Source organism: Bacillus sp. 105MF (assembly GCF_000374885.1).
GTDB classification, from domain to species: domain Bacteria; phylum Bacillota; class Bacilli; order Bacillales; family Bacillaceae_G; genus Bacillus_A; species Bacillus_A pseudomycoides.
In genome coordinates this window covers 1-25,336 of the sequence record NZ_KB895573.1, presented here as the reverse complement: position 1 = coordinate 25,336, position 25,336 = coordinate 1, and the positions used below count along the sequence as shown (strand labels likewise).

The following is a 25,336-nucleotide window of genomic DNA, read 5'->3' as shown; positions in this document are numbered from 1 at the left end:
ATGTTAACGACAAACATGGAGCTAAAATCAAAAGTAAAAGCGTTTTTAAATGAAGAAATCAAATTGTTTATTAATGGTGAATTTGTTCCTTCTATTAGTGGAAAGACGTTTAAAACATATAATCCGGCTACAGAGGATGTTCTTGCGGTAGTGAGTGAGGCGCAAGCGGAAGATATTGATGTAGCGACGAAAGCTGCAAGAGAAGCTTTTGAAACGGGCCCTTGGTCTGAAATGACTACTGCAGAAAGAGCACATCTTATATATAAATTAGCTGATTTAATTGAAGAACATAAAGAAGAATTAGCGCAGCTAGAAGCTTTAGATAATGGGAAACCGTATCAAATTGCGCTTGAAGATGATATTCCAGCGACAGTAGAAAATTACCGGTATTATGCTGGTTGGACTACAAAAATTGTAGGACAAACAATTCCTATTTCAAAAGATTATTTAAATTATACACGTCATGAACCGATTGGGGTTGTTGGTCAAATTATTCCTTGGAATTATCCGTTAGTTATGTCCGCTTGGAAAATGGGTGCTGCTCTTGCGACAGGATGTACGATTGTATTAAAACCAGCAGAGCAAACACCGTTATCTTTACTATATGCTGCAAAGCTTTTTAAAGAGGCGGGATTTCCAAACGGTGTTGTAAATTTTGTTCCAGGTTTCGGACAAGAAGCAGGAGCAGCAATCGTAAACCATCATGATATTAATAAAGTAGCTTTCACAGGTTCGACAGTTACAGGGAAATATATTATGCGTCAATCTGCTGAAACAATTAAACATGTAACGTTAGAACTTGGAGGTAAGTCACCAAATATTATTTTAGAAGATGCCGATTTATCTGAAGCTATTAATGGTGCCTTTCAAGGCATTATGTATAATCATGGTCAAAACTGTAGCGCAGGATCTCGTGTGTTCGTTCACCGGAAACATTATGAAAGAGTAGTAGATGAACTTGTAGAAATGGCGAATAAAGTTAAGCTTGGTGCTGGGATGGAAAAGGATACAGAAATGGGCCCGCTCGTATCTAAAAAACAACAAGAGCGTGTGCTAAAGTATATTGAACAAGGAATGGCTGAAGGAGCAACAGTTGTAGCTGGGGGAGAACGGGCATTTGAAAAAGGTTATTTTGTGCAGCCCACAGTTTTTACAAATGTTACAGATGATATGACAATCGCAAAGGAAGAAATATTTGGACCAGTCGTTGTAGTTATGCCATTTGATTCGACTGAGGAAGTAATTGAAAGAGCGAATAGCTCTTCTTACGGATTAGCAGCAGGTGTATGGACACAAAATATTAAAACTGGACATCAAGTCGCAAATAAATTAAAGGCAGGAACCGTTTGGATTAATGATTATAATTTAGAAAATGCAGCGGCACCATTTGGCGGATACAAACAATCCGGAATTGGACGCGAATTAGGGTCGTATGCACTTGATAACTACACGGAAGTAAAGAGTGTTTGGGTTAATATAAAATAATGATCAAATAGGAAGAGTGAACGGACAACTTGAATGAACGGTGAGGTTGTCCGTTTTATTTTTTAAGCACGCAATAAATAACTCTTTTTCACACAATTATGAGGGGGATTGGGATGGAAAAGTTAGTAGAGTGGTTAGTAGGACAAGTATGGAGTATAGGATTAGTTATTTTTGCGTTAGGAGCAGGCGTGTATTTCACAATTGCTACTCGGTTTTTACAAATTCGGTATTTTAAAGAGATGATCAAACTATTATTTGAAGGAAAGAGCTCAGAGACCGGGATATCTTCATTTCAAGCATTTTGTTTAGCGTTATCGGGCCGGGTCGGAATTGGAAATATTGCTGGTGTAGCGACAGCTATTGCTTTTGGTGGTCCAGGAGCTGTGTTTTGGATGTGGGTGATGGCTCTATTAGGAGCAGCTAGTGCATTCGTTGAGTCAACGCTTGCTCAAGTATATAAAGGTAAGGTAGGAAATGAATATCGAGGTGGTACACCATATTTTATTGAAAAAGGCTTAAAAATAAAATGGTTTGCCGTCATTGTAGCGGTTGTCGTGACGATTTCATACGGCGTTTTATTGCCAGGGATTCAATCAAGTAGCATTGCGGTTGGATTTGAAAATTCTTCTGGTATTAGTAAATATATGACTGGTGTATTTTTAGTTGTATTGCTGGCAGCGATTATTTTTGGCGGAGTAAAGAGAATTGCTGCTGTTTCTCAAACTCTAGTACCGTTTATGGCAATTGGTTATGTAATTGTTACATGTATCGTTTTAATTGCTAATATAACGGAAATCCCTAATATGTTCACACTTATTTTCTCAAGTGCATTTGGAATCGATGAAATGTTTGGCGGAATTGTTGGAGCAGCCATTGCATGGGGAGTGAAACGAGCTGTATTTTCAAATGTTGCTGGTGTTGGAGAAGCAACGTATAGCTCTGCAGCTGCTGAAGTATCACATCCTGCTAAACAAGGGTTAGTACAAGCATTTTCGGTTTACATCGATACAATTGTTGTATGTACAGCAACAGCTCTCATGGTTTTAATAACAGGGATGTACAATGTCATACCTGAAGGAAAGAGCGCCATTGTGAAAAATATGGGGAATGTTGAAGCAGGTCCAATTTACACACAACAAGCAGTTGAAACTGTTATGACAGGTTTTGGTCCATTATTTATTTCAATCGCAATCTTTTTCTTTGCATTCACAACTCTACTAGCATATTACTATATTGCCGAAACTACACTTACTTACTTGGATCATAAATTGAAATTTAAATGGTTAAAAACGATTTTGAAATTCGGATTTTTAATTATGGTTTACGTCGGTAGTGTGGAATCAGCTTCACTTTTATGGAATCTTGGAGATTTAGGGATAGGCAGTATGGCATGGCTGAATCTTTTAGCGATTTTATTGTTAAGTAAGACGGCATTAAAAGTATTAAAAGATTATGAAACGCAGAAAAAAGAAGGGAAAGATCCAATATTTGACCCTAAAAAAGTAGGGCTTGAAGGTGTTGTATTTTGGGAAGAAAAGTGTAAAGAAGGTGAAAATGAAATTTCTAGAAGAAAAGTACCAGTAGATGATAGTGTGAAATTGTAGCGTTATATATTTTTAAGGTTAAAAAACTGAAAATTATATCTTTTACGATAATATATCAACAACATGGTTTTATAAATGATGTATTACTTCATTTATAAAGAAGGCATTGGAAATTTTTTAAAACCAATTCCAGAAATCACAGAAACATATCATGCATTTACACAAGCTTGTTTCCAGGAAGGTGCATTCACAAAACGCGAAAAACAGCTCATTGCGTTAGGGATTAGTTACTAAAAAATTAATCACGACAGAAACGATTCCAAATAATAAAAAGGAAATCTTATTTAAAACAACCTCTTTAGGAAAAGAACTGTTTTACTTACACCGGGCGTTGCATGATGTAAGTAATAGAGGAGTTATTCGATTTTTAAATAGATATAATCCAAATGAATTAAAGTTGGTTTCTCGTTTCCTAGAAGATACTTTAGAAGCATCGTGGGTAAGGGGCGAACTTAATAAAATAGAAGATAAAAATTTTGAGTAAAAGGAATTGTGCAGAAATTAATTTTAAAGGCCATTGTTTTAAATGGCCTTTTTGTTTTGATTAAAAAATGAGTTTTAAAGTTTTAACATACTAGGTCCTTTGAAAAATACGTTATGACAGTGATTGAATAAAAGAATGTAGCACATTGTTAAAATGATCAGCTTCTTCTAGAAATGGACAATGACAGCTGTTTTCGAAAATAACGAGTTGAGAGTTATTAATATGTGCGTGTAAATGTTCGCCCGCAGCAACTGGAATTAATTTTTCTTCTCTACCGAAACAAAGTAAAGTTGGTTTTGTAATTGCATTTAATTCTTTCCGATAATCAACAACAGATTGATCGAATAAAATCGCGCTCGCAATAGATGCTGGAACCTTTGTTACCTCCTCAAGCATCCAAGTTGAATCTTCTGTAGAAAGGGGATTTTTAAACATGAGAGGGATAAAACCCTTTAGAAACTCAACTTGATTTGTTTGAACTTCTCTCATGAAATGAATAAGTGTTGGGAAATCAAAGGCACCAATAGGGAAATCGGGCCATTTAAAATCTGATGCTAATTCATCAACAATAACAGAACCTTTAATATTTTGTTCTCCAAATTGCTTTATATATTCCCATACAACAAATGCCCCCATTGACCAACCGACTAAGATAACATCTTTTAAAGATAAACTTTCTATAAAAGCATGCACATCATGGGCATAGTTTGTAATTGTATGTCCAGTTTCAATATGGGGAGAGCGCCCGTGACTTCGTAAGTCAATTGAAATCGCACGATATTTTTCACTGAAATAAGGGATTTGTTTATGAAAAAAACGGCTGCTCATCCAGACGCCGTGAATAAAAAGAATGGGCGTACCTTCTCCGCGCTCTTCGTAGTATAAGTTCACACCATTTTCAAGCTTGATAATAGGCATAACGGAAAGCCTCCTTTTAATAAATGGACTTTTTATGATTTTATTCTGCTTTTCATGTTTTTTTCCTCTTATATAGGAGAAGTAAGATGTTTTTTTGTTTAAAATAGGGCAGAACCTTTATTTTATTTATAAAAAATGTGTTTAAAATATTGTCATATTTGCTTCTTTAAGATATCCTTTTCATGAAGAGGTGGAAATCATGGAAAAAGTACTAGTTTTCGGGCATAAAAACCCAGACACAGATGCAATTTGTTCTGCAATTGCTTATGCAGAGCTGAAAAAAGAATTAGGAATGAATGCTGAGCCTGTACGTTTAGGTGAAATCAGCGGTGAAACTCAATTTGCGTTAGATCATTTTAAAGTAGAAGGACCGCGTTTTGTTGAAACAGTAGCAAACGAAGTGGACAACGTGATTTTAGTTGACCATAACGAACGTCAACAAAGTGCTAACGATATCGAATCTGTTCGTGTGTTAGAAGTTATCGATCATCACCGTATTGCTAACTTTGAGACAAGCGATCCTTTATACTACCGTTGCGAGCCAGTTGGTTGTACAGCTACAATCTTAAACAAAATGTACAAAGAAAACGGCGTTGCAATTCGTAAAGAAGTTGCAGGTTTAATGTTATCTGCAATTATCTCAGATTCTTTACTATTTAAATCTCCAACTTGCACAGACCAAGACGTAGCTGCAGCTCGTGAATTAGCGGAAATCGCTGGTGTTGACGCGGAAAGCTACGGCTTAGAAATGTTAAAAGCTGGTGCAGATTTAAGCGGTAAAACAATGGAGCAATTAATCTCTCTTGACGCAAAAGAATTCCAAATGGGCGATGCAAAAGTTGAAATCGCACAAGTAAACGCTGTTGATACAAACGACGTTCTTGTACACCAAGCGGAATTAGAAAAAGTAATCTCTGCAGTAGTAGAAGAAAAAGGTTTAGACCTATTCTTATTCGTTGTGACTGATATCTTAACTAACGATTCTGTTGGTCTTGCTATCGGTAAAGCGACACAAGTTGTTGAAAAAGCATACAACGTAACATTAGAAAACAATACAGCAACTTTAAAAGGTGTTGTATCTCGTAAAAAACAAATCGTTCCTGTATTAACAGAAACGTTCCAAACTCTATAAGAGAAGTTTTGGATGAAAAGGAAAGGACAAACAGATATATAGTCTGCTTGTCCTTTTTTGTTTTTAGGAAGCATAAAATTTCGGATATTAAGGTCTGTTATTTTAATGTTTCATTTAGGGAAAATGGAACTTGGGTAGGAAGAAAAGAAAAACCTGATATTTTTATCTGTGAATTAAAAATGCTATGATTTCATTAGTAATTACTATGTCTTAAAAGTAATAATGAAAAAATAAAACAAATTATATATAGGATCGAAAGAGAAAAGAGGGAAAAAGGGAATAATGAAAAGGCTATGCATCATTCCATGTGGAAAAAAGAAAATCTGGGATCAGTATCCTGATAAGGGACCAACAGAAGCAAAGGATGTATACATTAGTCCATTCGGAAAAGCATGCCAAGCATATGCTTCGCAATTTTTTTCACACTGGATTATTTTATCAGCTAAACATGGATTTTTACTGCCAACTGATATAGTAGAAAAAAACTATGATCTTGCTTTTAATTCGAAAAGTAATGAGATTATTAGTATGGAACAATTAGAAAGACAGATGATTGAAAAAGACTTGCTAGACTTTGATGAAATTGTCCTGCTTGCAGGCAAGAAGCATAAAAAAGTAGTGACAAAGTTATATCCGGAAGAAATGATTTCCTATCCGTTAGAAGGCTGTAAAGGAATTGGATATATGCTGCAGAGGTTGAAGTGGGCGGTTGGAAATCATAACGAGATTCAGTAAAAGTTAAAAGAACTCGATTTATCCCGCATTAACGGGCAGTAAGCCCCCGCTGATTAAAGTTTCACTTTATATTGTACATAAGGGTGCTATGTATCGTTAGAAATATAGACTTATAAGGAAAAAAGCTAGATGAGGAGTTAATGGGCGATCCATTTTTTGTTGATGTAAAAGATGTTAATTTCCCAGTGCATATAGCTGAACATGGAATGGGTTAATGGGAGAGGTAGTTATGTTATGTAGATATTGTCAGTCTTTAGTACAACAACCAAAACAAAAGAATATAAGTGGAAAGCACCCAAATCGGGTGCTTCTATTTTTAAGAGAATTTCCATTTAGAACATACTAAACGTTATAGTTTATTACTTGCTTCATAAGGTTTCTTATTTCTTTAACTGGTGGTTTTTTATCGTATACATCAACATATGAAAAATAATAATTTAAATTTCTAACAAGACCTTTGCCAATTTTTGTACTTAGGAAAGGAAATACTTGTCCAGTGTAGTCTTCGAGAGATTTACAATAGTATTTTTCATCCAAATAAATACTATATTTACATGTTAGCTCTACTAGTGGGTTACCTTCAGAATCATATACATCTTTAGATTCAATAATGTCTATTAGTGCAAATCTATCATTAAGATAAACTTTTTTCTTCTTTTCAGGTTTATTAGAAAGAATAAAAGCGAGACCTAGTGCATTAATCAATACGTTTCCTCCTACAAATAAAAAAGATATTAATAAAATATATCGATACATGTTAAATGTAAAGTGGTAAGGCAAATGGTAAAAGATTACTGTAAATATTATTAAGGGATTTCTAGAAGATAAAAAATATTATAGAGTTGGATTTATGCAGAATTTTAAAGAAAATATTCTTGAGTAAATTATAGGGAATTTAGTTGAAGTAGATGTTATTAAAAGTGAATATAAAAGAAATGAATCCCTGCAAGGGAAATTGCAGGGATTCATAAGGGTATTGTCGAGAATGTCGAACTCGACAAAGTAATCTTAGCATGAATTTCTTGGAAAGAAACCTGGTAAATGTGTCCAAATGAATGTCTAGTATGGGGGCTATAAGAAACCTTTCAGACAAAGTCAAAGAGACCTACTTCCCGCAGCAGGTCCCTTTAACTAGATAATGTTGATGAGCAATAACCCATCTGGAGTACTTTTATCGTAACAAATGGAAAGGGTTTTGTGTATTGAGAAAAAATTTTAAGCAGACATTTACGGTAGCCATATATATGTCGAATTTTTACGCTTGTGTTCAATTCATAGAGTAATGAAGGAATAAAAAAGACCTGCAAGTAAGAAGCAGGTCGTAAGAAGGGGCTTTAATCCAACAGATTAATTAAACGTTATCAATTGTAATGAATGAAGTCCATAGGTTATATGTTGAGAAACTTTATATGAAAGATATTAACGTTTTGTATTCTTGAAAAAGAGATTGAAAAGAGCTGTGAAAATCTTCCTATACGAGAATAAAGTTCTATATTTATAAAGAGATTCATATTTCCAAGCATCACGATTAGAAACCTTGAGTTGTTTATTCGAAGAGCGAAAAACAATTAGATTATTGTTGCGTTTCATAAATAAACCTCCCTTAGTTTGATGCGGATATATTATGGGAATGAATCTGTAATTTGTGTGAGAAATAGTTTAAATGAGAATCTTTTCTTTTCATTATCGTATTGAAATTTCCTTTTCATAAGTATTTGGTCTGTTTTTGAAGTACTGTAACCCATAGAAACCAACTAGTATTCCAATACTTATTAAAATCCAGATGGAAGAGAAAGAGAGAATGATAAGAAAACAGACAATCAAACTTAAAGAAAGAATTTTGTTAAAGAGACCTGGTAATAATTTATATGCTGCAAAGATTCCACAAATGGCATTACAGATAAAGAAAGCATTTGCAATGGCTACAATTTGTTCTACTGTAATGAAATCGTTATGAAGACAGATAAATACAATGGTATGTACGCCGATTAAGAAAAGTAAAGAATAGATTGATACATTCGATTTCGTACGATAGGAAAGTGTATATAATTTCTTTATATATTTTGCTTCGGAAGCGATAAGACGCGAGACCCCGCCAACAACTAATAAATATGTACTCATGCAAAGAACAGTAGTAATAAAAGCGATAAGAGGAACAGCAAACTCTCCAAATAAAGTAGCTAATATGGCTGTTATTCGTAAGTCTTCTTGATGTGAACTAGGAATTACAATCCATTGTGTGGCGCCTGCCACGACAAGACAAACAACCGTTACAGTAAGTGTGCTTATCGTAATTGCTTGTGGGATGGTTTTTTTTCGATTTTTGACATCCATACTGTAATTCCCAATAATCTCCCAACCTACTAAAGCCCAAAAGAGCAATAAAATACTATATCCAAAATCTCCAAAAGAAAAAGATGTTTGAACTAGCTGTTCCGATCGAAAATGAGGGATAGAACGAATTCCACCGCTCAATAAAAGAACGGTTGCAGCTGTTGAAAATACAAATGATATTTTTCCAATAGATGATATATCTAATAATAAAATCAATACACAAAGGCACATTAAAAGAAAACCAATTCCCTCTAATGGAACTTTAAAGTTTGAAAATAAAGCCGCTATATATTGACTGGCTGTCATAAGAACAGCTGTAGGTCCTAGACAACCTGCTATGATAAAGAAAATAGAAGTTAATTGCTTCATAGAAGGTCCAAAAGCTTGATCTACCGCATGTGCAACCCCAGATTCACTAGGGAAGAGAATACTTAACTTACCAAATAAGGAAGCGAATAGAAAACCAATTCCCATAATAAGTAGCCAAGCGATAATGGCATAATCTCCAGTTGTTTTGTAGATCAGTGGAGGAAGTAAAATAATCCCAGACCCTAAAATTGGACCAATAATTAAACCGCTGAGCAGTACTGGTCCTAATTTTTTCTTTCTCATATATGTATACATCTCCTTTTGAAAAATTGTGTTTCTTCTATTGTAATTCGAGTTTATCTATCAGTAAAATAGATATATATGAAGTTATTAATCGGAAATTGCGATGTTAGAATGGAGAGATTGAGATGGAGATTCGGCATTTAAAAACATTTAAAACAATTGTTGAGTTAGGAGGATATACACGGGCAGCCGACTATTTAGGATATGCACAATCTACTGTAACAGGGCATATTCAAGCAATTGAACAAGAAATGGGACAGCCTTTATTCAATCGATTAGGGAAAAAAATGGTGTTAACAGATGTAGGAAAGCATCTACTGCCTTATGCAAATGAAATGATTGCTTTGTCTGAGAAAGCAAAACAAATCCCAAGTGTGGATAATGAGATTACTGGAAAAATTGTAATTGGTGCCCCAGAATCATTAACAATTTACCGCTTGCCCTCTATTCTTCATGAATATAAAAAGAAGTATCCAAAAGTAAAAATTACATTAAAAGCTTCAACGTGTCGGGAATTGAGAAATGATTTAAAGAGTGGAAATATAGATATTGCTTTCCTCTTAGACACTGAGCGTCAGGAAGAGGATTTACATATTGAGCAACTTGTCATGGAGCAAATGGCATTTGTTTTTCCAAAAGATTACACTGTGACACAAACAGATTCGCAAGATGTCCAATTTTCTCAAGAGGAAACGTTTTTGTATACGGAACGTGGTTGCAGTTATCGAGCATTTTTTGAGCATTATTTACAAAGACAAGGCATTCAGCATGAAAGTACATTTGAATTTTGGAGCATTGAGGCGATAAAGCAATGTGTCATGTGCGGATTAGGAATTTCTTTATTACCAATTATTACGGTTGGGCAAGAGCAGAAAGACAAGAAACTACAAGCTGTTATTTTAAATGAAGCAAAGTTTGCAACACAACTTGTATATCATAAAAATAAATGGTTTTCTCCAGCTTTACATGAGTTTTTAATGATTATTCGTAAGCATGCGAAGGGATGGAGAGAAGTAGAGAGTACAGTAACTTTTAACTAATGATATAATATTAATAGATGAAAGACTAAGAAAAGCAGGTGAATCTTTTTTGTTTACAAAAGCACAAGAACTTTTAGCTTCCTATTTTGGCTACTCGTCATTCCGTAGAGGGCAGGATGAAACAATTAAAAATGTATTGGCTGGAAAAGATACAGTTTGTATTATGCCAACAGGCGGTGGCAAATCAATTTGTTATCAAATTCCAGCACTAGTATTTGAGGGGACGACATTAGTTATCTCACCTTTGATCTCACTTATGAAAGATCAAGTAGATACATTAGTACAAAACGGGATTTCAGCTACATATATTAATAGTTCTATTTCAATTACAGAAGCAAATCAACGAATCCAATTAGCGAAACAAGGTCATTATAAGTTGTTATATGTGGCGCCGGAGCGTCTTGATTCAATGGAATTTGTAGATCAATTAATTGATATGAAGATACCGATGATCGCAATTGACGAAGCTCACTGTATTTCGCAGTGGGGACATGATTTCCGTCCAAGTTATTTACATATACATCGTATATTGGACTATCTTCCAGAAAAACCACTTGTACTTGCGTTAACTGCGACTGCAACACCGCAAGTGCGTGAAGATATTTGTCGTGCGCTAGAAATTGATCAAAAGAATACAATTATGACAACGTTTGAACGGGAAAATTTATCGTTCTCGGTAATCAAAGGACAGGACCGAAATGCATATTTAGCGGATTATATTCGTCAAAATAAAAAGGAATCTGGAATTATTTATGCAGCGACAAGAAAAGTTGTTGATCAGTTGTATGAAGATTTATATAAAGCAGGCGTTTCAGTTGCACGTTATCATGCTGGAATGAATGATCATGATCGAAATGAACAGCAAGAGCGATTTTTACGTGATGAAGTGAGTGTTATGGTAGCGACATCTGCATTTGGTATGGGGATAGATAAATCAAACATTCGTTATGTGATTCATTATCAACTCCCGAAAAATATGGAAAGTTATTATCAAGAAGCAGGACGTGCTGGTCGTGATGGGTTAGATAGTGAATGTATTTTGTTATATTCTTCTCAGGATGTACAAGTGCAGCGTTTTTTAATTGATCAATCTACTGGGGAATCACGTTTCTCAAATGAACTTGAAAAACTGCAACATATGACAGATTACTGCCATACAGAACAATGTTTACAATCATTTATTCTAGAGTACTTTGGAGAAGAGCCGAAAGAAGATTGTGGACGCTGCGGGAATTGTACGGATGAACGTGAGAGCGTCGACGTTACGAGAGAATCACAAATGGTCTTATCGTGTATGATTCGAACAAATCAGCGATTTGGAAAGCAAATGATTGCACAAGTATTAACGGGATCAAAAAATAAAAAAGTAATTGAATTTAATTTCCGTATATTACCAACTTACGGTCTTTTATCGAACCGTAGCGTAAAAGAAGTAAGTGAGTTTATCGAGTTTTTAATTTCAGAAGAATTAATTGCGGTGGAACACGGGACGTATCCAACCTTAAAAGTAACAGCCAAAGGGAAAGAAGTATTACTCGGAAATGAAAATGTGTTACGGAAAGAAAGAGTAGAAACAAGACAGATTGTAGGGGGCCATCCACTGTTTGAGATATTACGTGAAGTGCGGAAAGAAATTGCACAAGGAGAAGGCGTACCACCGTTTGTTATTTTCTCTGATCAAACGTTAAAAGATATGTGTGCGAAAATGCCACAAAGTGAAAATGAGTTACTACAAGTAAACGGGATTGGGGAGCATAAACTTGCGAAGTATGGTTCTCACTTCTTACAAGCAGTTATTCATTTTATGGAACAAAACCCAGATTACGCTGAAACGATGAAAACAGAAGTTGTTACGGAACGAAAAAAATCTGGAAAAGCATCAGCAAATTCTCACTTAGAAACGTATGAAATGTATAAACAGGGAACCGAGTTAAGTACAATTGCCAAAGAACGAGACCTATCACGCCAAACTGTCGAAAACCACTTAATTCGTTGTTATGAAGAAGGTATGGAAGTAGATTGGCCAAGTTTCGTTCCAGCAGAATACGAATCTCTTATTGAATCAGCAGTACAACATGCAGAAGGCGGATTAAAATCTATTAAAGAACAACTTCCAGATGAAGTGAGTTACTTTATGATTCGTGCTTATTTACAAATAAGAAAATAGAGAAGTATTAAGGGGACAGGGAAATGCACTATGTTTTTGTTTATGGCACTTTAAGAAAACAACAAGCAAATGCCCATTATTTACATGGGGCAACATGTATAGCTGAAGAAGCATGGACTCATGGGAAACTATTTGATACAAATGAAGGTTATCCTGCAATGATTCTTTCGAGTGATAATAAGGTATATGGAGAAGTATATGAAGTAAGTGATGAGATTTTAAAAAAATTAGATGAACTTGAAGAATATACAGGTAATCCAGAAAAAGATTTATATGATCGGATTACACAGACCATCTATTTTGGGGATAGAAGTATAGGGGCATATGTCTATATTGCACAAAATGACGGGATGTTACAGAGACTAATAATTACTGGTGATTGGGCGAGTTATCGAAATTGAATCGATAAGGGAAGTAAGGAATTATCCCGTATACATGCATCGTTGCAATTCTTTAGAAACCAATTCTAGTTCATCAGAAATCGATAAATTTATATCAAAAACGCCATTCTTTCTGTATATTTCTACAAAAAGAATAGCGTTTTTTTCATTATGTGGATAGAAATTTATCCCGCATTAACGGGCAGTAAGACCCCCACCTCAAAATTCAGCGAAAGCAAAGAAGTTAGGTGGGGGATCAACTGCCCGTAAAAGCCCGATTCGTTCAACTAATAATCAGTGGGGGATGAAGACAACCCCCACTGATTAAAGTTTCACTTTATATTATCTTGATAGTGATGGGGCGAGACTCCATTATGTTAAATCGATAATATAATGACACAATTGACAAAACATGCGACACTATTATAATAGTACATTGTTATATAGGTAACAAAACATTGTTTTTTTAGCGAGAAGGGTGTGTAATTATGAAACAACATAATGAAAAAATGAGTGGAAAAGATCAAAAAATTAAAGTTGAACGTGTACAAACTGGAATTAGAATGGAAAAAAGAATGGTAAAAGTTTTGAAAGCGATGGCAGAGTATCATGATATTTCACTAGGCGTTCTTCTTGAAAGAATAGTTCTTCATGCTTTTGAAAACAAACCTGTATTTAGCCAAGAGAGTCTTGAAAAGGTTAAAGCTATAAAAGAAGTTTATGATATGGATTATGGTTTAGAAATCAGCCGTAGGTGGAATGATTCGGAAAATTAGAGTGATTATTTTTAAGTACATTATCATCTAGATTTCTTGAAAACAATCCGTGAAATAAAGAAGCTAAATAAAATTATCAGGAGCGATATGAAATGAAATTTAGTACATTAACAATATTTGACAATTACCCCGATCAATTATCCCGAACTTCTAGACAATTCTATAATGAGGTATTGGAGCAAGCCATTCGGGCTGAAGAAATGAATTTTGACGGAGTATGGTTTACAGAACATCATTTCTCAGATTTTGGTATTAATCCCTCTCCAGCAGTTCTGCTCGCTGCGGTATCTCAAAGGACGAATAGAATTCGCCTTGGTGTGGGTGTTTCAGTACTTCCATTACACAACCCTATACGAGTTGCTGAAGATTATGCGATGGTTGATCTTTTATCAAACGGAAGATTAGATTTGGGGTTAGGTAGTGGATATGCACAGAAGGAATTTGATGGTTATAATATTTCATTGGAGGACAAAACTGAGCGTTTTAACGAGTCTCTAGAAGTGTTACGTAAGGCGTGGTCAGGTAAGCCTTTTTCCCATCAAGGAAAGTTTTTTCAATACAATGATCTTAAACTTAGTGTCCAGCCAATACAAGCTCCGTTTCCGCCTCACTGGATTGCAACCTCTAGTGAAAAAGGTGTTAGTCATGTTGCTAGTATGGGAAGCAATTTCATGGGTCTTGGGTTTAGTAAATCACGGGATGAATTAGCAAAGCTGATTGATACGTACAAAAATATGTATCTGAAATCAGGATACGGTAATCCAGACCAGTTAGAAATCCCTGTTGCATTTCATGTTCATGTTGGTGAAACATATGTAGATGCTGAATCCAATGCAAAAGATCCTTATCAACTATTTATGAATACTCCGCGTGGGACGAATATCTCATATGAAGACCTTAAACATAAATTCAATCCAGTAATAGGAAGTCCTGATGAAGTTATTAAACAAATTCAGTCCTACAGGAAAATAGGTGTTACGAATTTTATGGCAGTAATGAGTTTTGGTGGATTGGAACATCATAAAGTGCTTTCATCCTTAGACTTATTTGGCAAGTATGTAATTCCAGCATGTAAGTGAAAAATTGATAGGACCAATTACACTTCAAAAAAGATGGTTTTATTTACTCCGACTGGGAATTAATAGCTTAATAAGTGAATTTAGCATATAAATTTCATATTTGATGGCGATGGGATTTTATTTATGCCTTTATCTATTTTATCAATGAACATTTTTGTACGAATGTTTATCGTATAAAAGAAAAAATTAAATAATGAATAGTGAAAAAAGGCGGGATTTTTTCTTGTATTCTTATATTTTAGAAAATTCCAGCTCGAACTATTGACTTTATAAATGTATTTTTTATACAATTGTATCTCGACTGAAAAATTTGAACGGACAGGAGGGAATCAGCATTATGAGTACTATATTTGAAGAAGAATTCCAGCGGATGAAAAAAACTTTAGCTACAATGGATGAACAACTAGACAAATTGGAAAAAATTCCAGTTTACTATGGTGAGGATTTTAAAGAACAAATACTTGAAAGTATGAGGGAGTCAAATCGGCAAAACCTACGTATTGGTGTGCAAGAACCATACTTTGGGCGATTAGATTTTCAGGAGGATGGACAGCCAGAACCAAACCCGATTTATATTGGTAAAGTAGGTGTTTCTGATGAAGAAACGATGAAACCAATTGTTATTGACTGGCGCGCACCTGTTGCTAGTATGTTTTATTCGTTTACTGGTGGTGAAGAACCGGCTTTTTATCATTCACCAGATGGCTTAGTAGAGGGCGATGTGTATTTAAAAAGGAACATTGCTATTCGCAAAAGAGAACTGGAACGTGTTGTTGATACATATGTAAAAGGAAGTGAAGATGTATCTCTTGCAGATGATTTCCTTCTATATCGATTAGGTGAAAACAAGGATAATAAATTAAAAGATATCGTTTCGACGATACAATCTGAACAAAATGACATTATTCGTGCAGAGAAAAACATGCCATTATTAATTCAAGGGGTTGCAGGAAGCGGAAAAACAACAATCGCTTTACATCGCCTTGCTTTTTTAATTTATGAATATCGCGAGCAGCTAGAGGCAGAGAGAATGATTGTATTTGCTCCAAATAGTTTGTTTTTAGATTATATTTCTAGTGTACTTCCTGAACTTGGTGTAGGAAATATTAGGCAAACAACATTTCAAGATTGGGCGCTAAATACATTAGATGATGCGGTGAAATTGAAAGATACTGACGAAAAGTTGAAAGAAGCTTTTTCGATAAATCGCGATGATAAAAAGGTTATGCTCGGTAAATTAAAAGGAACGATGAAATTTAAGTCATTTATTGAAGAAAATATTGTTCAATTTGAAAAGAATTTATTACCAACAAAAGATTTTGAGGCATGGGATAAAGCATCTATTACAGTGGAAGAAATTAGAAAATGGATGCAAGTGGAATATAAGCACTATCCATTAAGGAAGCGTAGAGAAAGATTAGTCGGCCGAATAAAGCGCTGGATTGAGATTGAACTTAAAAAGTTTGAAGGAACAAATGAGAAAAAAGCATTAAAAAAAGAAGCTACAAAGAGATTAAATGCCTATATGAAATTTTGGCCTAAAATGAGCCCGTTATCATTTTATAGTTCGATGATGAAGCAAAAAGAAATATTGGAAGTTTTACCTGAAGAACTTGTTCAGGAAACAGAAAAAAATTGTCGTAAAAAAGAAGTGTATGTAGAAGATTTAGCACCTCTTATTCATATTCACCATCGATTAGCAGGTATCGAAATCGGGCAAAAATTCCACCATGTTGTTATAGATGAAGCACAAGATTTTTCACCATTCCAAATTTATATATTAAAAGAAATTACAATGGGTAACTCGTTTACGATTTTAGGTGATTTATCGCAAGCAATATATGATTATCAAGGGATTGAAGACTGGAATGACTTTAAAGAAGTATTTCAAGAAACCGGTTATTATGAACTGACGAGGAGTTATCGTTCTACAAAAGAAATTATTGAATTTGCAAATGAAGTCATTAAAAATGCTGAAATTCCAGTAGGGCTCGCAACCCCTGTTTTCCGTAGTGGTGAGAAAGTAAAGGTTATTTCTACGGACAATCAATTTGCCGCAATTGTAAAGACTCTACAACATATGCAGAGTGAAAATGTGAAGACGATTGCTGTTATAGGAAGAACAGATGATGAATGTCGTGATATATATGAAAAGTTAACAGCTACAGGAATCACTGCTAACGTCATCGAAGCAAACCAAAGTAAATATGAGGGTGGTATTTCAGTTGTACCTGTGTATTTAGCAAAAGGGCTAGAATTTGATGCGGTACTTCTTATCGATGTTGATGAAGTACATTATAAAGGTACAAAGCATGATGCGAAACTATTATACGTTGGCTGCACGAGATCTCTCCATGATTTACGGATTTTCTATTCTGGGGAAGCATCACCTTTAATTCAAGGAATACAAGAAGAGTTTTATGAAAGTAAATAATAGATGTTTCAAGAGGATTTTCAAGTAATGGGGTAGCACCCCATCGTCATCAACCTAACGAAATTAAATACCCCCAAAACGAAAATTTTCTTTCTCTACAGTTAGTTCTTTTGAGAATGCAGCGTATTTTTTAGTTTTAGAGAATAATGAATTTCTTAACTTAACGGCTATGAGTGCTATCTCCTATAGTGAATATTTTTTTTAAGCGGTTCAGGAACAAACATAGGCTGTGGAGAAGACTTTCTCCACAGCCTAAACTTCTTAATAGGAGCAGTTTTTAGTATGTCTTGAGTAAAAACTTTGATCTCTTCATGTATAAACTCTGATGAAATACGATTCCTGATTTGTTTCCTCCACAATCCATTCTGCCATCATATAAAGTAAAAAAGAGATAAAAACACTGTATGAAGTATAATTTCTCTCCTCGAATATATATTCTTGGCCCACGTAACCGGCTACTAAAAGAATTACCTTCTTCAACCATTTTCCTCTAAAATATCCCATTCATTATAAACATTAATTTTTTCTAGAATAATTGGATTTAAATAACGGATTATCGACATTAAATTATGTAATTTTGCATAATGTTACATAAATTCGGCATTTTCTCTTTTTTTTGACAAGAATAGACAGTATACTTTTTACAAGTTTAATATTTCAGAAAATTATACGAGGTGAAAAACATGAAAAATAAAAAAACATTAGCTACAGTTGCATTAACAACAGGATTAGCTTTAACAACTGTAACACCATATGGACTAGGTCATGCAGAGGAAACAGATCAATTACAAGTTCAAATGCAAGAGGATTCGTTTCGTACAGGTGAACTTACACGACCATCACAAAAGGCACCAGAAAATGTAGTGAAAGATGCTCTTAAGGAGAAGACAGAGCAAGCTTTGTCTCCAAAACAAGTTAATGGAGAAACGGGAGTAGATTATAAGGTTCTTCAAAAGCGTGGTTCTTATGATGGAACTACACTTGTGCGTATGCAACAAACATATGAGGGAAAAGAAGTATATGGGCATCAATTGACTGCACACGTAGATAAAAAGGGTGTTATTAAAAGTGTTTCAGGAGATAGCGCACAAAATTTAAAACAAGAAGATTTAAAGAAGCCTATTAATCTATCACAAGAAGAAGCGAAACAATATATTTATACGAAGTACGGCAATGATATCAAGTTTATTTCTGAGCCAGAAGTAAAGGAAGTTATTTTTGTTGATGAAAATAATGGACAAGCCAGCAATGCATACCAAGTTACATTTGCTGCTGCAACACCAAACTATGTATCTGGAACCTATTTAGTGAATGCTCATAATGGTGATATGTTAAAAAATATGGTACAAGAATCAGATTTAAAAGCAAGTGAAAAGCTTGTTGGAGCCTTAAAGGAAAGTAGAAAAAGCAATCTTACATCATTAACTGGAACAGGAAAAGATGATTTAGGTATATCTCGTACATTTGGTATTTCTAAACAAAGTAATGGGAAATATGCACTTGCTGATTACACTAGAGGGCAAGGAATTGAAACGTATGATGTGAATTACAGAGATATTACTAAAGAGGAAAGCTATTACCCTGGTACACTAGCAACTAGCACTTCAACAACATTTAATGATCCAAAAGCGGTAAGTGCTCATTTCTTAGCAACAAAGGTATATGATTTTTATAAAGATAAATACAAGCGTAATAGTTTTGATAATAAGGGACAAAAAGTAGTTTCAGTTGTACATGCCTGGGATTCTGAAGATACAAATGATCCGAAGAATTGGCAGAACGCATTAAGTGCTAATAATGGTAGCATGCTTGTATATGGAGATCCTATTGTAAAGGCATTTGACGTAGCAGGACATGAATTTACACATGCGGTTACATCTAGCGAATCTAATCTTGAATATTCTGGAGAATCTGGTGCGATTAACGAGGCGTTATCTGATATTATGGGAACAGCTATTGAGAAATATATAAACAAGGGGAAATTTAACTGGACAATGGGAGAACAAACTGGATCAGTTTTCCGTGATATGGCAAATCCATCTTCAGTTCCTTCTTCAACTGGAGTACCGTATCCAGATGATTATAGTGAATTTAACGATTTTAATGGATGGGATAATGGAGGTGTTCATTTCAACTCAAGTATTATTAATAAAGTTGCGTATTTAATTGCAAAAGGTGGCACTCATAACGGTGTAACTGTAAAAGGTATTGGTGAGGATAAAATGTTTGATATTTTCCATTATGCAAACACTGATGAATTAAACATGACTTCTGGTTTCTCCGAATTGAGATCGGCATGCCTTCGAGTTGCAGCAAATAAATATGGGGCGAACTCAACTGAGGTTCAAGCAGTTCAAAAAGCTTTTGATGCAGCAAAAATTAAGTAAGTAAGAAATATAGTTCTTATCCGTATTGATGGACTCAACACATAATGGTTGTATAAGCAAGAGGGTAGGCCAGGTTCTGCTATTGTTTCGACAACATTATGGAAAGCTAGATAGTACCTTAGGTACTATCTAGCTTTTTACAGAATAAAATGTCGGAAATTTTTTTGTTATAATATTAATATAATAGGATGAAGAATATTATGGATACACATATAATAGCAAAAGAAGAAATAATAACATTATTAAGCAGTTGGTATAATGCAATTATTTCTCAACATATAATAAAAGCTAAACACTTAAAAGAAGAGATTGATAGAAATATTCATAGTATTGAAGAAGACTCTAATATCTCTATCTATTATTCCCTACTTAACTTTAGATATAATTTACTGGTTTGTGATATAGATGGTTCTAAAGACTGTCTAGAAAAGATTGCTCCATTTCCAGAACAAACCGAAACATTTTTGAAATATTATTATCATTTCTTCAAAGCTATTTATGCAATTTCAGTTGGAAATCATAATGAAGCTAAAGAACAATATGAGAAGGCTGAAAAACTCTTAGCAACTATTCCAGATGAATTAGAAAAGGCTGAATTTGATTACATGTTTGCAGTATTCCATTATCAATCCTTAAACCCGTTGTTGGCTGCTAAATATGCTAATAAGGCAAAAGAGGTATTTTCGAAGCATACAGGATATGAAATGAAAGTTGCTTCCTGTCAAAACACCATAGGACTTGCTTGTACTAAACTTAGGCTGTATGAAATTGCTGAGGAAAATTTCATTTCAGCTCTTAGAATATTTGAAAAATATGGAGAAGAACAACTAATAGCTAAAGTGAAACATAATTTAGGATTATTATATGCTGATCAAAACCTTTCAGAGCTAGCGATTAAGTATTTAAAGGATTCTTTAAAAAATAACCCTAAAACTATGTTTTTATTAGCTAGGGAATACTATAAGTTAGGAGAAAATTTTCTTGCTGCAGATCTAATTGAACAAGGATATAACCTTACAAAACTTAAAGAATATAAGTGCCATTTTGCTATCTTAAGAGAACTGAATAAGGGAGCAGAGATTGAGGAAATAGAGAAAGTTATTATGACAGGAATATATTACTTCAAGAAAGAAAATCTATGGGGTCATGTAAAAGAATATGCTTCAATTCTCGGAAGTAAATTCTATGACCTAAGCAATGATGAAAAAGCCAGTAGATTCTTTCACATTGCCCTAGATGCTGACAAAAAAGATTTGGAGAAGGGAGCCTAAAAATAATGAAAAAAGTACTTTTAACTGTAATGATTTTTACAGGGATTTTATCTTTTGGTGTTGCTAATCAATCTATTGAAGAGCCATCAGCTAAAGCTAATCTACTTTGTTTAGATCATGGAGAAACTATCTAATTGAAAAAAGAGAGTGCCTTTTTGGGAAAAGGGACTCTCTTTTTTCAATTATTTTATTATTTATGATTCACATACGTATCAAACTATAAGTGGATATATCCAGCTGTAATACGTTGCGCCTCCATTAAACGTTTTCCGGTCACCGGTGTTACTTCAACACGCCGTTTATTCCGCTATTTGTGGGCAGTAATACTCCCGCCTCAAAATTCTGCGAAAGCATTGTCCAGCTCTAGCGGCTAGAATCTCCGGTCGTTTCGCCCTCTCGGACGAGGCAAAAAGCGCCTCTCTGTCGGGGGCTCCAACGTCCTGCGATTCTGAGCGAGCCGCTTACGCTTTTCTAAAGAAGTTAGGTGGGAGATAAACTGTCCGTAAAAGCCCGATTCGTTCAACTAATAATCAGTGGGGGATGGAGAAAATCCCCACTGATTGAAGTTTCACTTTATCAGCAGCGTCTTGTGATACAGTGGCGTCTATAAATAACTCTTTCGTCTTATCATGAACAATTAATGGGAAATCAGCTTTTGCACCAACTGCAGAAGCGTGGACCCAATCTTCTGGATTTACACTTTTCCAGTTCCAATAGCCATTTCCATCTTTTACTTTATAATTGTCTTTTACAATATCGACGAAGTTTTCATATTTTGAGTGTAAGGCAACTGGAAGCGAAACATTAGTAAAGTTTGCTGCATGCATAGGCTGATTAACATCTCCTAAATAATGAAGTGATAATCCTAAATAGAAAAATGCATTTTTCAAATCGTTATCGGAAGTTAATTAGATCCATCTTATAAAATAATAAAGTAATAGGAATACTGTTTTAATAATCTATTTCTTAATATTGCTGTCTATAGCAAAAATGTTCATTTTAATTACAACCTAAATAATAATAGATTGGTAAATATTATATCACTGTGCCCCGTTTTTACACGTATCTCGGCTGAACCCCTAGAAGAAAATTTCCCCTGTAATGTTTATGGAAAATCAAATTACTATTCATAAGATAATAATAGTATGAGTTATTTATGGTTGATATGACTATATTTATATGTAATTGTGCATTTCCAAATAAAGTAAAATTACATATAAAGTACCATTAAATTATATTAAAAACATTTTTTAGCAAGAGGTTAATATAGATCAATGAAAATCACTATATTTTAGGTTTAATTATCATAGTATAATTATTTCACTTAGTGAAGTGATTAATAAGATTTAACTTTTTTTAATATAATTTTTTTATATTATGAATATAAAATATCCGAATTATTAAATATAAATGATGGAATTTTATTGTTTACTTATTAAAAACATAGTGTTTAAATGAGGGGGAAGTAAGGTCCTTACATTCTATGAGAAGTAAATAATAACCAGAGTTTAACACTCTATCCGAAAGAATTCTCCTTCCTCAAGCGTGTGCAAGGAGAGAGTCTAGCGCTAGGTCGTTCAAGATATATGAATAAGATTGTAAAAAGACAATAGTGAAGAGGTGTACGGAATGAAAAATAAAATAATTAAAGGATTTTTAATAACATCCATTGTTACTGGGGCAGCTATTCCTATCAATACTCTCGCAACGCCAATCGTTAAGGCAGAAACGCAACAAGAGAACACGGATATTTCCTCATCATTACGAAAATTAGGTGCGCAATCTAAATTAATCCAAACATATATAGATCAAGCTTTAATGAGTCCTAATGTACAGCTAGAGGAAGTTCCATCTTTAAATACGAACCAATCCCTAATCAAGAAAGATATGACAGAATGGTCATCGGAACTTTATCCAAAATTAATTCTATTAAATTCAAAAAGTAAAGGATTTGTAACTCAATTTAATAGCTATTACCCAACATTAAAACAGTTTGTAGACAATAAAGAAGATAAAGAAGGGTTCTTGGATAGACTTGAAGTTCTTCAAGATAAAGCTATGACAAACCAAGAAAACGTACAACGTCAGATTAATGAATTAACAGATCTTAAATTACAGCTTGATAATAAACTTAAAGATCTCGATACTGATGTGACAAAAGCACAGGGTGCACTAAGTTCAGAGGGAACAGGGAAAATAGACCAGCTAAAAAATGAATTACAAGATACCCAAAAATCAATTCAAAATGATTTACAACAAATAGCATTGTTACCGGGAGCTTTAAATGAACAAGGACTTACTATATTCAAAGAAGTCTATAATCTTTCAAAAGATATCATTGAACCGGCTGCCCAAACAGCGGTGGCAGCGTATAACAAAGGAAAAGAAATTAACAAATCTATTTTAGAAGCAGAGAAAAAAGCAGAGCAAGAAGCGAAAGAAAAAGGTAAATCTGCTTTAGAGATTGAAGCTGCCAAAAAAGAAGCTCGTGAAGCAATTGAGAAAAGCAAACAAGCTGAAATAGCTGCAGCTGCAGTTACAAAGACAAAAGAGTATGACCTTACGAAAGTTATTGACCCTGAAAAAATTAAAAAAACATATAGTGCCTTCGCTGAAGTAAATAAACTAACAGCAGAACAGCGAGCACATTTAGCAGATTTAGAGACACAAAACCAAAAATTTTATGATTTAACAAAGAACCTAACAGTAGCAGATTTACAAAAATCTATGCTTCTTATTATGCAAAATGATTTACATACATTTGCAAATCAAGTAGATGTAGAACTTGACCTATTAAAACGCTATAAAGAAGATTTGGGTCTAATCAAAAATAGTATTACAAAATTATCTACTAATGTTGATACAACTGACCAGCAGTCTCAAAAGGATACATTAAGACAATTAAAAAATGTAACAAGTTACCTTGAAGAACAAGTTTATAAGTTTTAATATTTCGAATTTAATAAAAATAATACAGAGATTATAAGAATCTATCAAAAAACTGAGAAGGAGAATAGTTATGAAAAAACTTCCATTTAAAGTGTTAGCTGTAGCCACTCTAGCAACATTTATAACTGCTACTAACGGTAACACTATTCATGTACTTGCCCAGGAACAAACCGCTCAAGAACAAAAAGTAGGGAATTATGAATTAGGGCCTGAAGGACTGAAGAAAGCATTAGCTGGAACAGGATCTAATCTTCTTGTAATGGATTTGTATGCAAAAACAATGATTAAACAACCAAATGTAAATTTATCCAATATTGATTTAGGTTCAGAAGGAGCAGAATTAATTAAAAATATTCACCTTAATCAGGAACTGTCACGAATCAATGCGAATTATTGGTTAGATACAGCGAAGCCGAAGATTCAAAAAACAGCACGTAATATTGTAAATTACGATGAACAATTTAAAAATTATTACGATATATTGGAAGCTGCTGTACAAAAGAAAGATAAAGCAGAGTTAAAAGAGGGCATAAATGATTTAATCACTACAATTAATACAAATTCAAAAGAAGTTACAGAAGTAATTAAGATGTTACAAGACTTTAAAGCAAAACTGTATGACAATTCTATAGGGTTTAAAAATAATGTTGGTGGCCCAGATGGGAAAGGTGGATTAACGGCACTATTAGCCGGAAATAATGCCCTAATTCCACAAATTCAAGCTGAAATTGAGAAGCTACGTTCTACTCAGACAGAGCATTTTAACAATGTATTAGCATGGTCAATCGGTGGTGGATTGGGAGCAGCCATTTTAGTTATTGGAGCTATTGCAGGAGCGGTAGTAATTGTTGTGACTGGCGGTACAGCAACACCGGCCGTTATTGGCGGACTTTCGGCTCTCGGTGCAGCTGGTATCGGTTTAGGAACAGCAGCTGGTGTCACGGCGTCTAATCATATGAACTCTTATAACGAAATTTCTAAAAAAATCGGAGAATTAAGTACGAAAGCCGATCTTGCTAGCCAAGCAGTTATTTCGCTTACTAACGCGAAAGCAACTTTGACAGATCTGTATCAAACAGTGGATCAAGCAATACTGTCTCTAACAAGCATCCAACAACAATGGAATAAAATGGGGGCCAACTATACAGATTTACATGATAATATCGACTCTATGCAAGAACATAAATTCTCTTTAATACTTGATGATTTAAAAGCTGCTAAACAAAGTTGGAGTGATATTCATAAAGATGCAGAATTCATTTCGAAAGACATCGCTTTTAAACAAGAATAGAACTTATAATCAAAACCTATATTAGGAGGAATACGAAATGCTAAATAAAATCCCTTACAAATTAATCGTTGCATCGGCGCTTTTAACTATGACAACAACTTCTGTAGTCTCACCAGTAGCAACTTTTGCAAGTGAAATTGAACAAACGAACAATGGAGATACGTCTCTTTCAGCAAATGAAGTGAAGATGAAAGAAACCTTGCAAAAGGCTGGGTTATTTGCAAAATCTATGAATGCCTATTCTTATATGTTAATTAA

At 34.3% G+C, this 25,336-nt stretch carries 18 protein-coding genes and 3 pseudogenes; 17 read left to right on the top strand and 4 right to left on the bottom strand.

The window, feature by feature from the left end; translation table 11 throughout:
* The 3 genes and pseudogenes from C564_RS0113405 to C564_RS34745 form a co-directional block, all read left to right on the top strand.
* The gene (locus C564_RS0113405; RefSeq protein WP_003198084.1) at window positions 1-1,485 is read left to right on the top strand and encodes an aldehyde dehydrogenase family protein; all 1,485 of its coding nucleotides are present in this window, start codon (window positions 1-3) and stop codon (window positions 1,483-1,485) included.
* 113 nt (window positions 1,486-1,598) lie between these two features.
* A complete protein-coding gene (locus C564_RS0113400; protein WP_018765663.1) occupies window positions 1,599-3,089 on the top strand; it encodes an alanine/glycine:cation symporter family protein in 1,491 nt (496 codons plus the stop codon).
* 47 nt (window positions 3,090-3,136) lie between these two features.
* Window positions 3,137-3,317 (top strand): annotated as a pseudogene (locus C564_RS34745) (carboxymuconolactone decarboxylase family protein); the annotation flags it as partial.
* A gap of 367 nt (window positions 3,318-3,684) precedes the next feature.
* On the opposite strand, the gene C564_RS0113390 reads toward C564_RS34745, so the two are convergent.
* Window positions 3,685-4,491, bottom strand: a complete 807-nt coding sequence (locus tag C564_RS0113390; RefSeq protein WP_003198091.1) for an alpha/beta fold hydrolase — start codon at window positions 4,489-4,491, stop codon at window positions 3,685-3,687.
* A gap of 199 nt (window positions 4,492-4,690) precedes the next feature.
* Here C564_RS0113390 and ppaC point away from each other — a divergent pair, with 199 nt between their 5' ends.
* Window positions 4,691-5,623, top strand: a complete 933-nt coding sequence (gene ppaC / locus C564_RS0113385; RefSeq protein ID WP_018765661.1) for a manganese-dependent inorganic pyrophosphatase — start codon at window positions 4,691-4,693, stop codon at window positions 5,621-5,623.
* Window positions 5,624-5,905: 282 nt separating this feature from the next.
* Window positions 5,906-6,358 (top strand): DUF6884 domain-containing protein, encoded by a 453-nt coding sequence (locus C564_RS0113380; RefSeq protein ID WP_018765660.1) that lies wholly within the window; start codon window positions 5,906-5,908, stop codon window positions 6,356-6,358.
* 342 nt (window positions 6,359-6,700) lie between these two features.
* Here the strand turns inward: C564_RS0113380 and C564_RS0113375 are convergent, their stop codons facing one another.
* On the bottom strand, window positions 6,701-7,063 hold the full coding sequence (locus tag C564_RS0113375; RefSeq protein WP_018765659.1) for a hypothetical protein: 363 nt from the start codon (window positions 7,061-7,063) through the stop codon (window positions 6,701-6,703).
* Window positions 7,064-8,041: 978 nt separating this feature from the next.
* Window positions 8,042-9,304 carry an APC family permease gene (locus C564_RS0113365; RefSeq protein WP_018765657.1) on the bottom strand — a complete coding sequence of 421 codons (1,263 nt, stop codon included), beginning with the start codon at window positions 9,302-9,304 and terminating at the stop codon, window positions 8,042-8,044.
* A 125-nt stretch (window positions 9,305-9,429) separates the two neighbouring features.
* Here C564_RS0113365 and C564_RS0113360 point away from each other — a divergent pair, with 125 nt between their 5' ends.
* From C564_RS0113360 to C564_RS38055, 9 genes are all read left to right on the top strand, one after another.
* Window positions 9,430-10,344 (top strand): LysR family transcriptional regulator, encoded by a 915-nt coding sequence (locus tag C564_RS0113360; RefSeq protein ID WP_018765656.1) that lies wholly within the window; start codon window positions 9,430-9,432, stop codon window positions 10,342-10,344.
* 49 nt (window positions 10,345-10,393) lie between these two features.
* Window positions 10,394-12,511, top strand: a complete 2,118-nt coding sequence (gene recQ, locus C564_RS0113355; protein ID WP_018765655.1) for a DNA helicase RecQ — start codon at window positions 10,394-10,396, stop codon at window positions 12,509-12,511.
* A gap of 23 nt (window positions 12,512-12,534) precedes the next feature.
* Entirely contained in the window at window positions 12,535-12,912 is a 378-nt protein-coding gene (locus C564_RS0113350) for a gamma-glutamylcyclotransferase family protein (RefSeq protein ID WP_006095045.1), read from the top strand.
* 467 nt (window positions 12,913-13,379) lie between these two features.
* A complete protein-coding gene (locus tag C564_RS0113345; RefSeq protein ID WP_003197969.1) occupies window positions 13,380-13,667 on the top strand; it encodes a hypothetical protein in 288 nt (95 codons plus the stop codon).
* Window positions 13,668-13,759: 92 nt separating this feature from the next.
* Window positions 13,760-14,746, top strand: a complete 987-nt coding sequence (locus C564_RS0113340; RefSeq protein WP_018765654.1) for an LLM class flavin-dependent oxidoreductase — start codon at window positions 13,760-13,762, stop codon at window positions 14,744-14,746.
* Between the two features lie 337 nt (window positions 14,747-15,083).
* Window positions 15,084-17,180 (top strand): HelD family protein, encoded by a 2,097-nt coding sequence (locus tag C564_RS0113335; RefSeq protein WP_018765653.1) that lies wholly within the window; start codon window positions 15,084-15,086, stop codon window positions 17,178-17,180.
* A gap of 683 nt (window positions 17,181-17,863) precedes the next feature.
* Window positions 17,864-19,567, top strand: a complete 1,704-nt coding sequence (locus C564_RS0113325) for a M4 family metallopeptidase (protein ID WP_018765651.1) — start codon at window positions 17,864-17,866, stop codon at window positions 19,565-19,567.
* Window positions 19,568-19,767: 200 nt separating this feature from the next.
* Entirely contained in the window at window positions 19,768-20,838 is a 1,071-nt protein-coding gene (locus tag C564_RS0113320; RefSeq protein ID WP_018765650.1) for a Rap family tetratricopeptide repeat protein, read from the top strand.
* Window positions 20,839-20,843: 5 nt separating this feature from the next.
* Window positions 20,844-20,972, top strand: a complete 129-nt coding sequence (locus tag C564_RS38055; RefSeq protein WP_006095044.1) for a hypothetical protein — start codon at window positions 20,844-20,846, stop codon at window positions 20,970-20,972.
* 438 nt (window positions 20,973-21,410) lie between these two features.
* Here C564_RS38055 and C564_RS32060 read toward each other — a convergent pair.
* A pseudogene (locus tag C564_RS32060) lies at window positions 21,411-21,737 on the bottom strand (zinc dependent phospholipase C family protein); the annotation flags it as partial.
* A 730-nt stretch (window positions 21,738-22,467) separates the two neighbouring features.
* Between C564_RS32060 and hblC the strand changes: the two are divergent.
* From hblC to C564_RS32055, 3 genes and pseudogenes are all read left to right on the top strand, one after another.
* Window positions 22,468-23,787 (top strand): hemolysin BL lytic component L2, encoded by a 1,320-nt coding sequence (gene hblC / locus C564_RS0113305; RefSeq protein ID WP_018765648.1) that lies wholly within the window; start codon window positions 22,468-22,470, stop codon window positions 23,785-23,787.
* A 70-nt stretch (window positions 23,788-23,857) separates the two neighbouring features.
* On the top strand, window positions 23,858-25,078 hold the full coding sequence (gene hblD, locus C564_RS0113300) for a hemolysin BL lytic component L1 (protein ID WP_018765647.1): 1,221 nt from the start codon (window positions 23,858-23,860) through the stop codon (window positions 25,076-25,078).
* A gap of 37 nt (window positions 25,079-25,115) precedes the next feature.
* Window positions 25,116-25,336 (top strand): annotated as a pseudogene (locus tag C564_RS32055) (hemolysin); the annotation flags it as partial.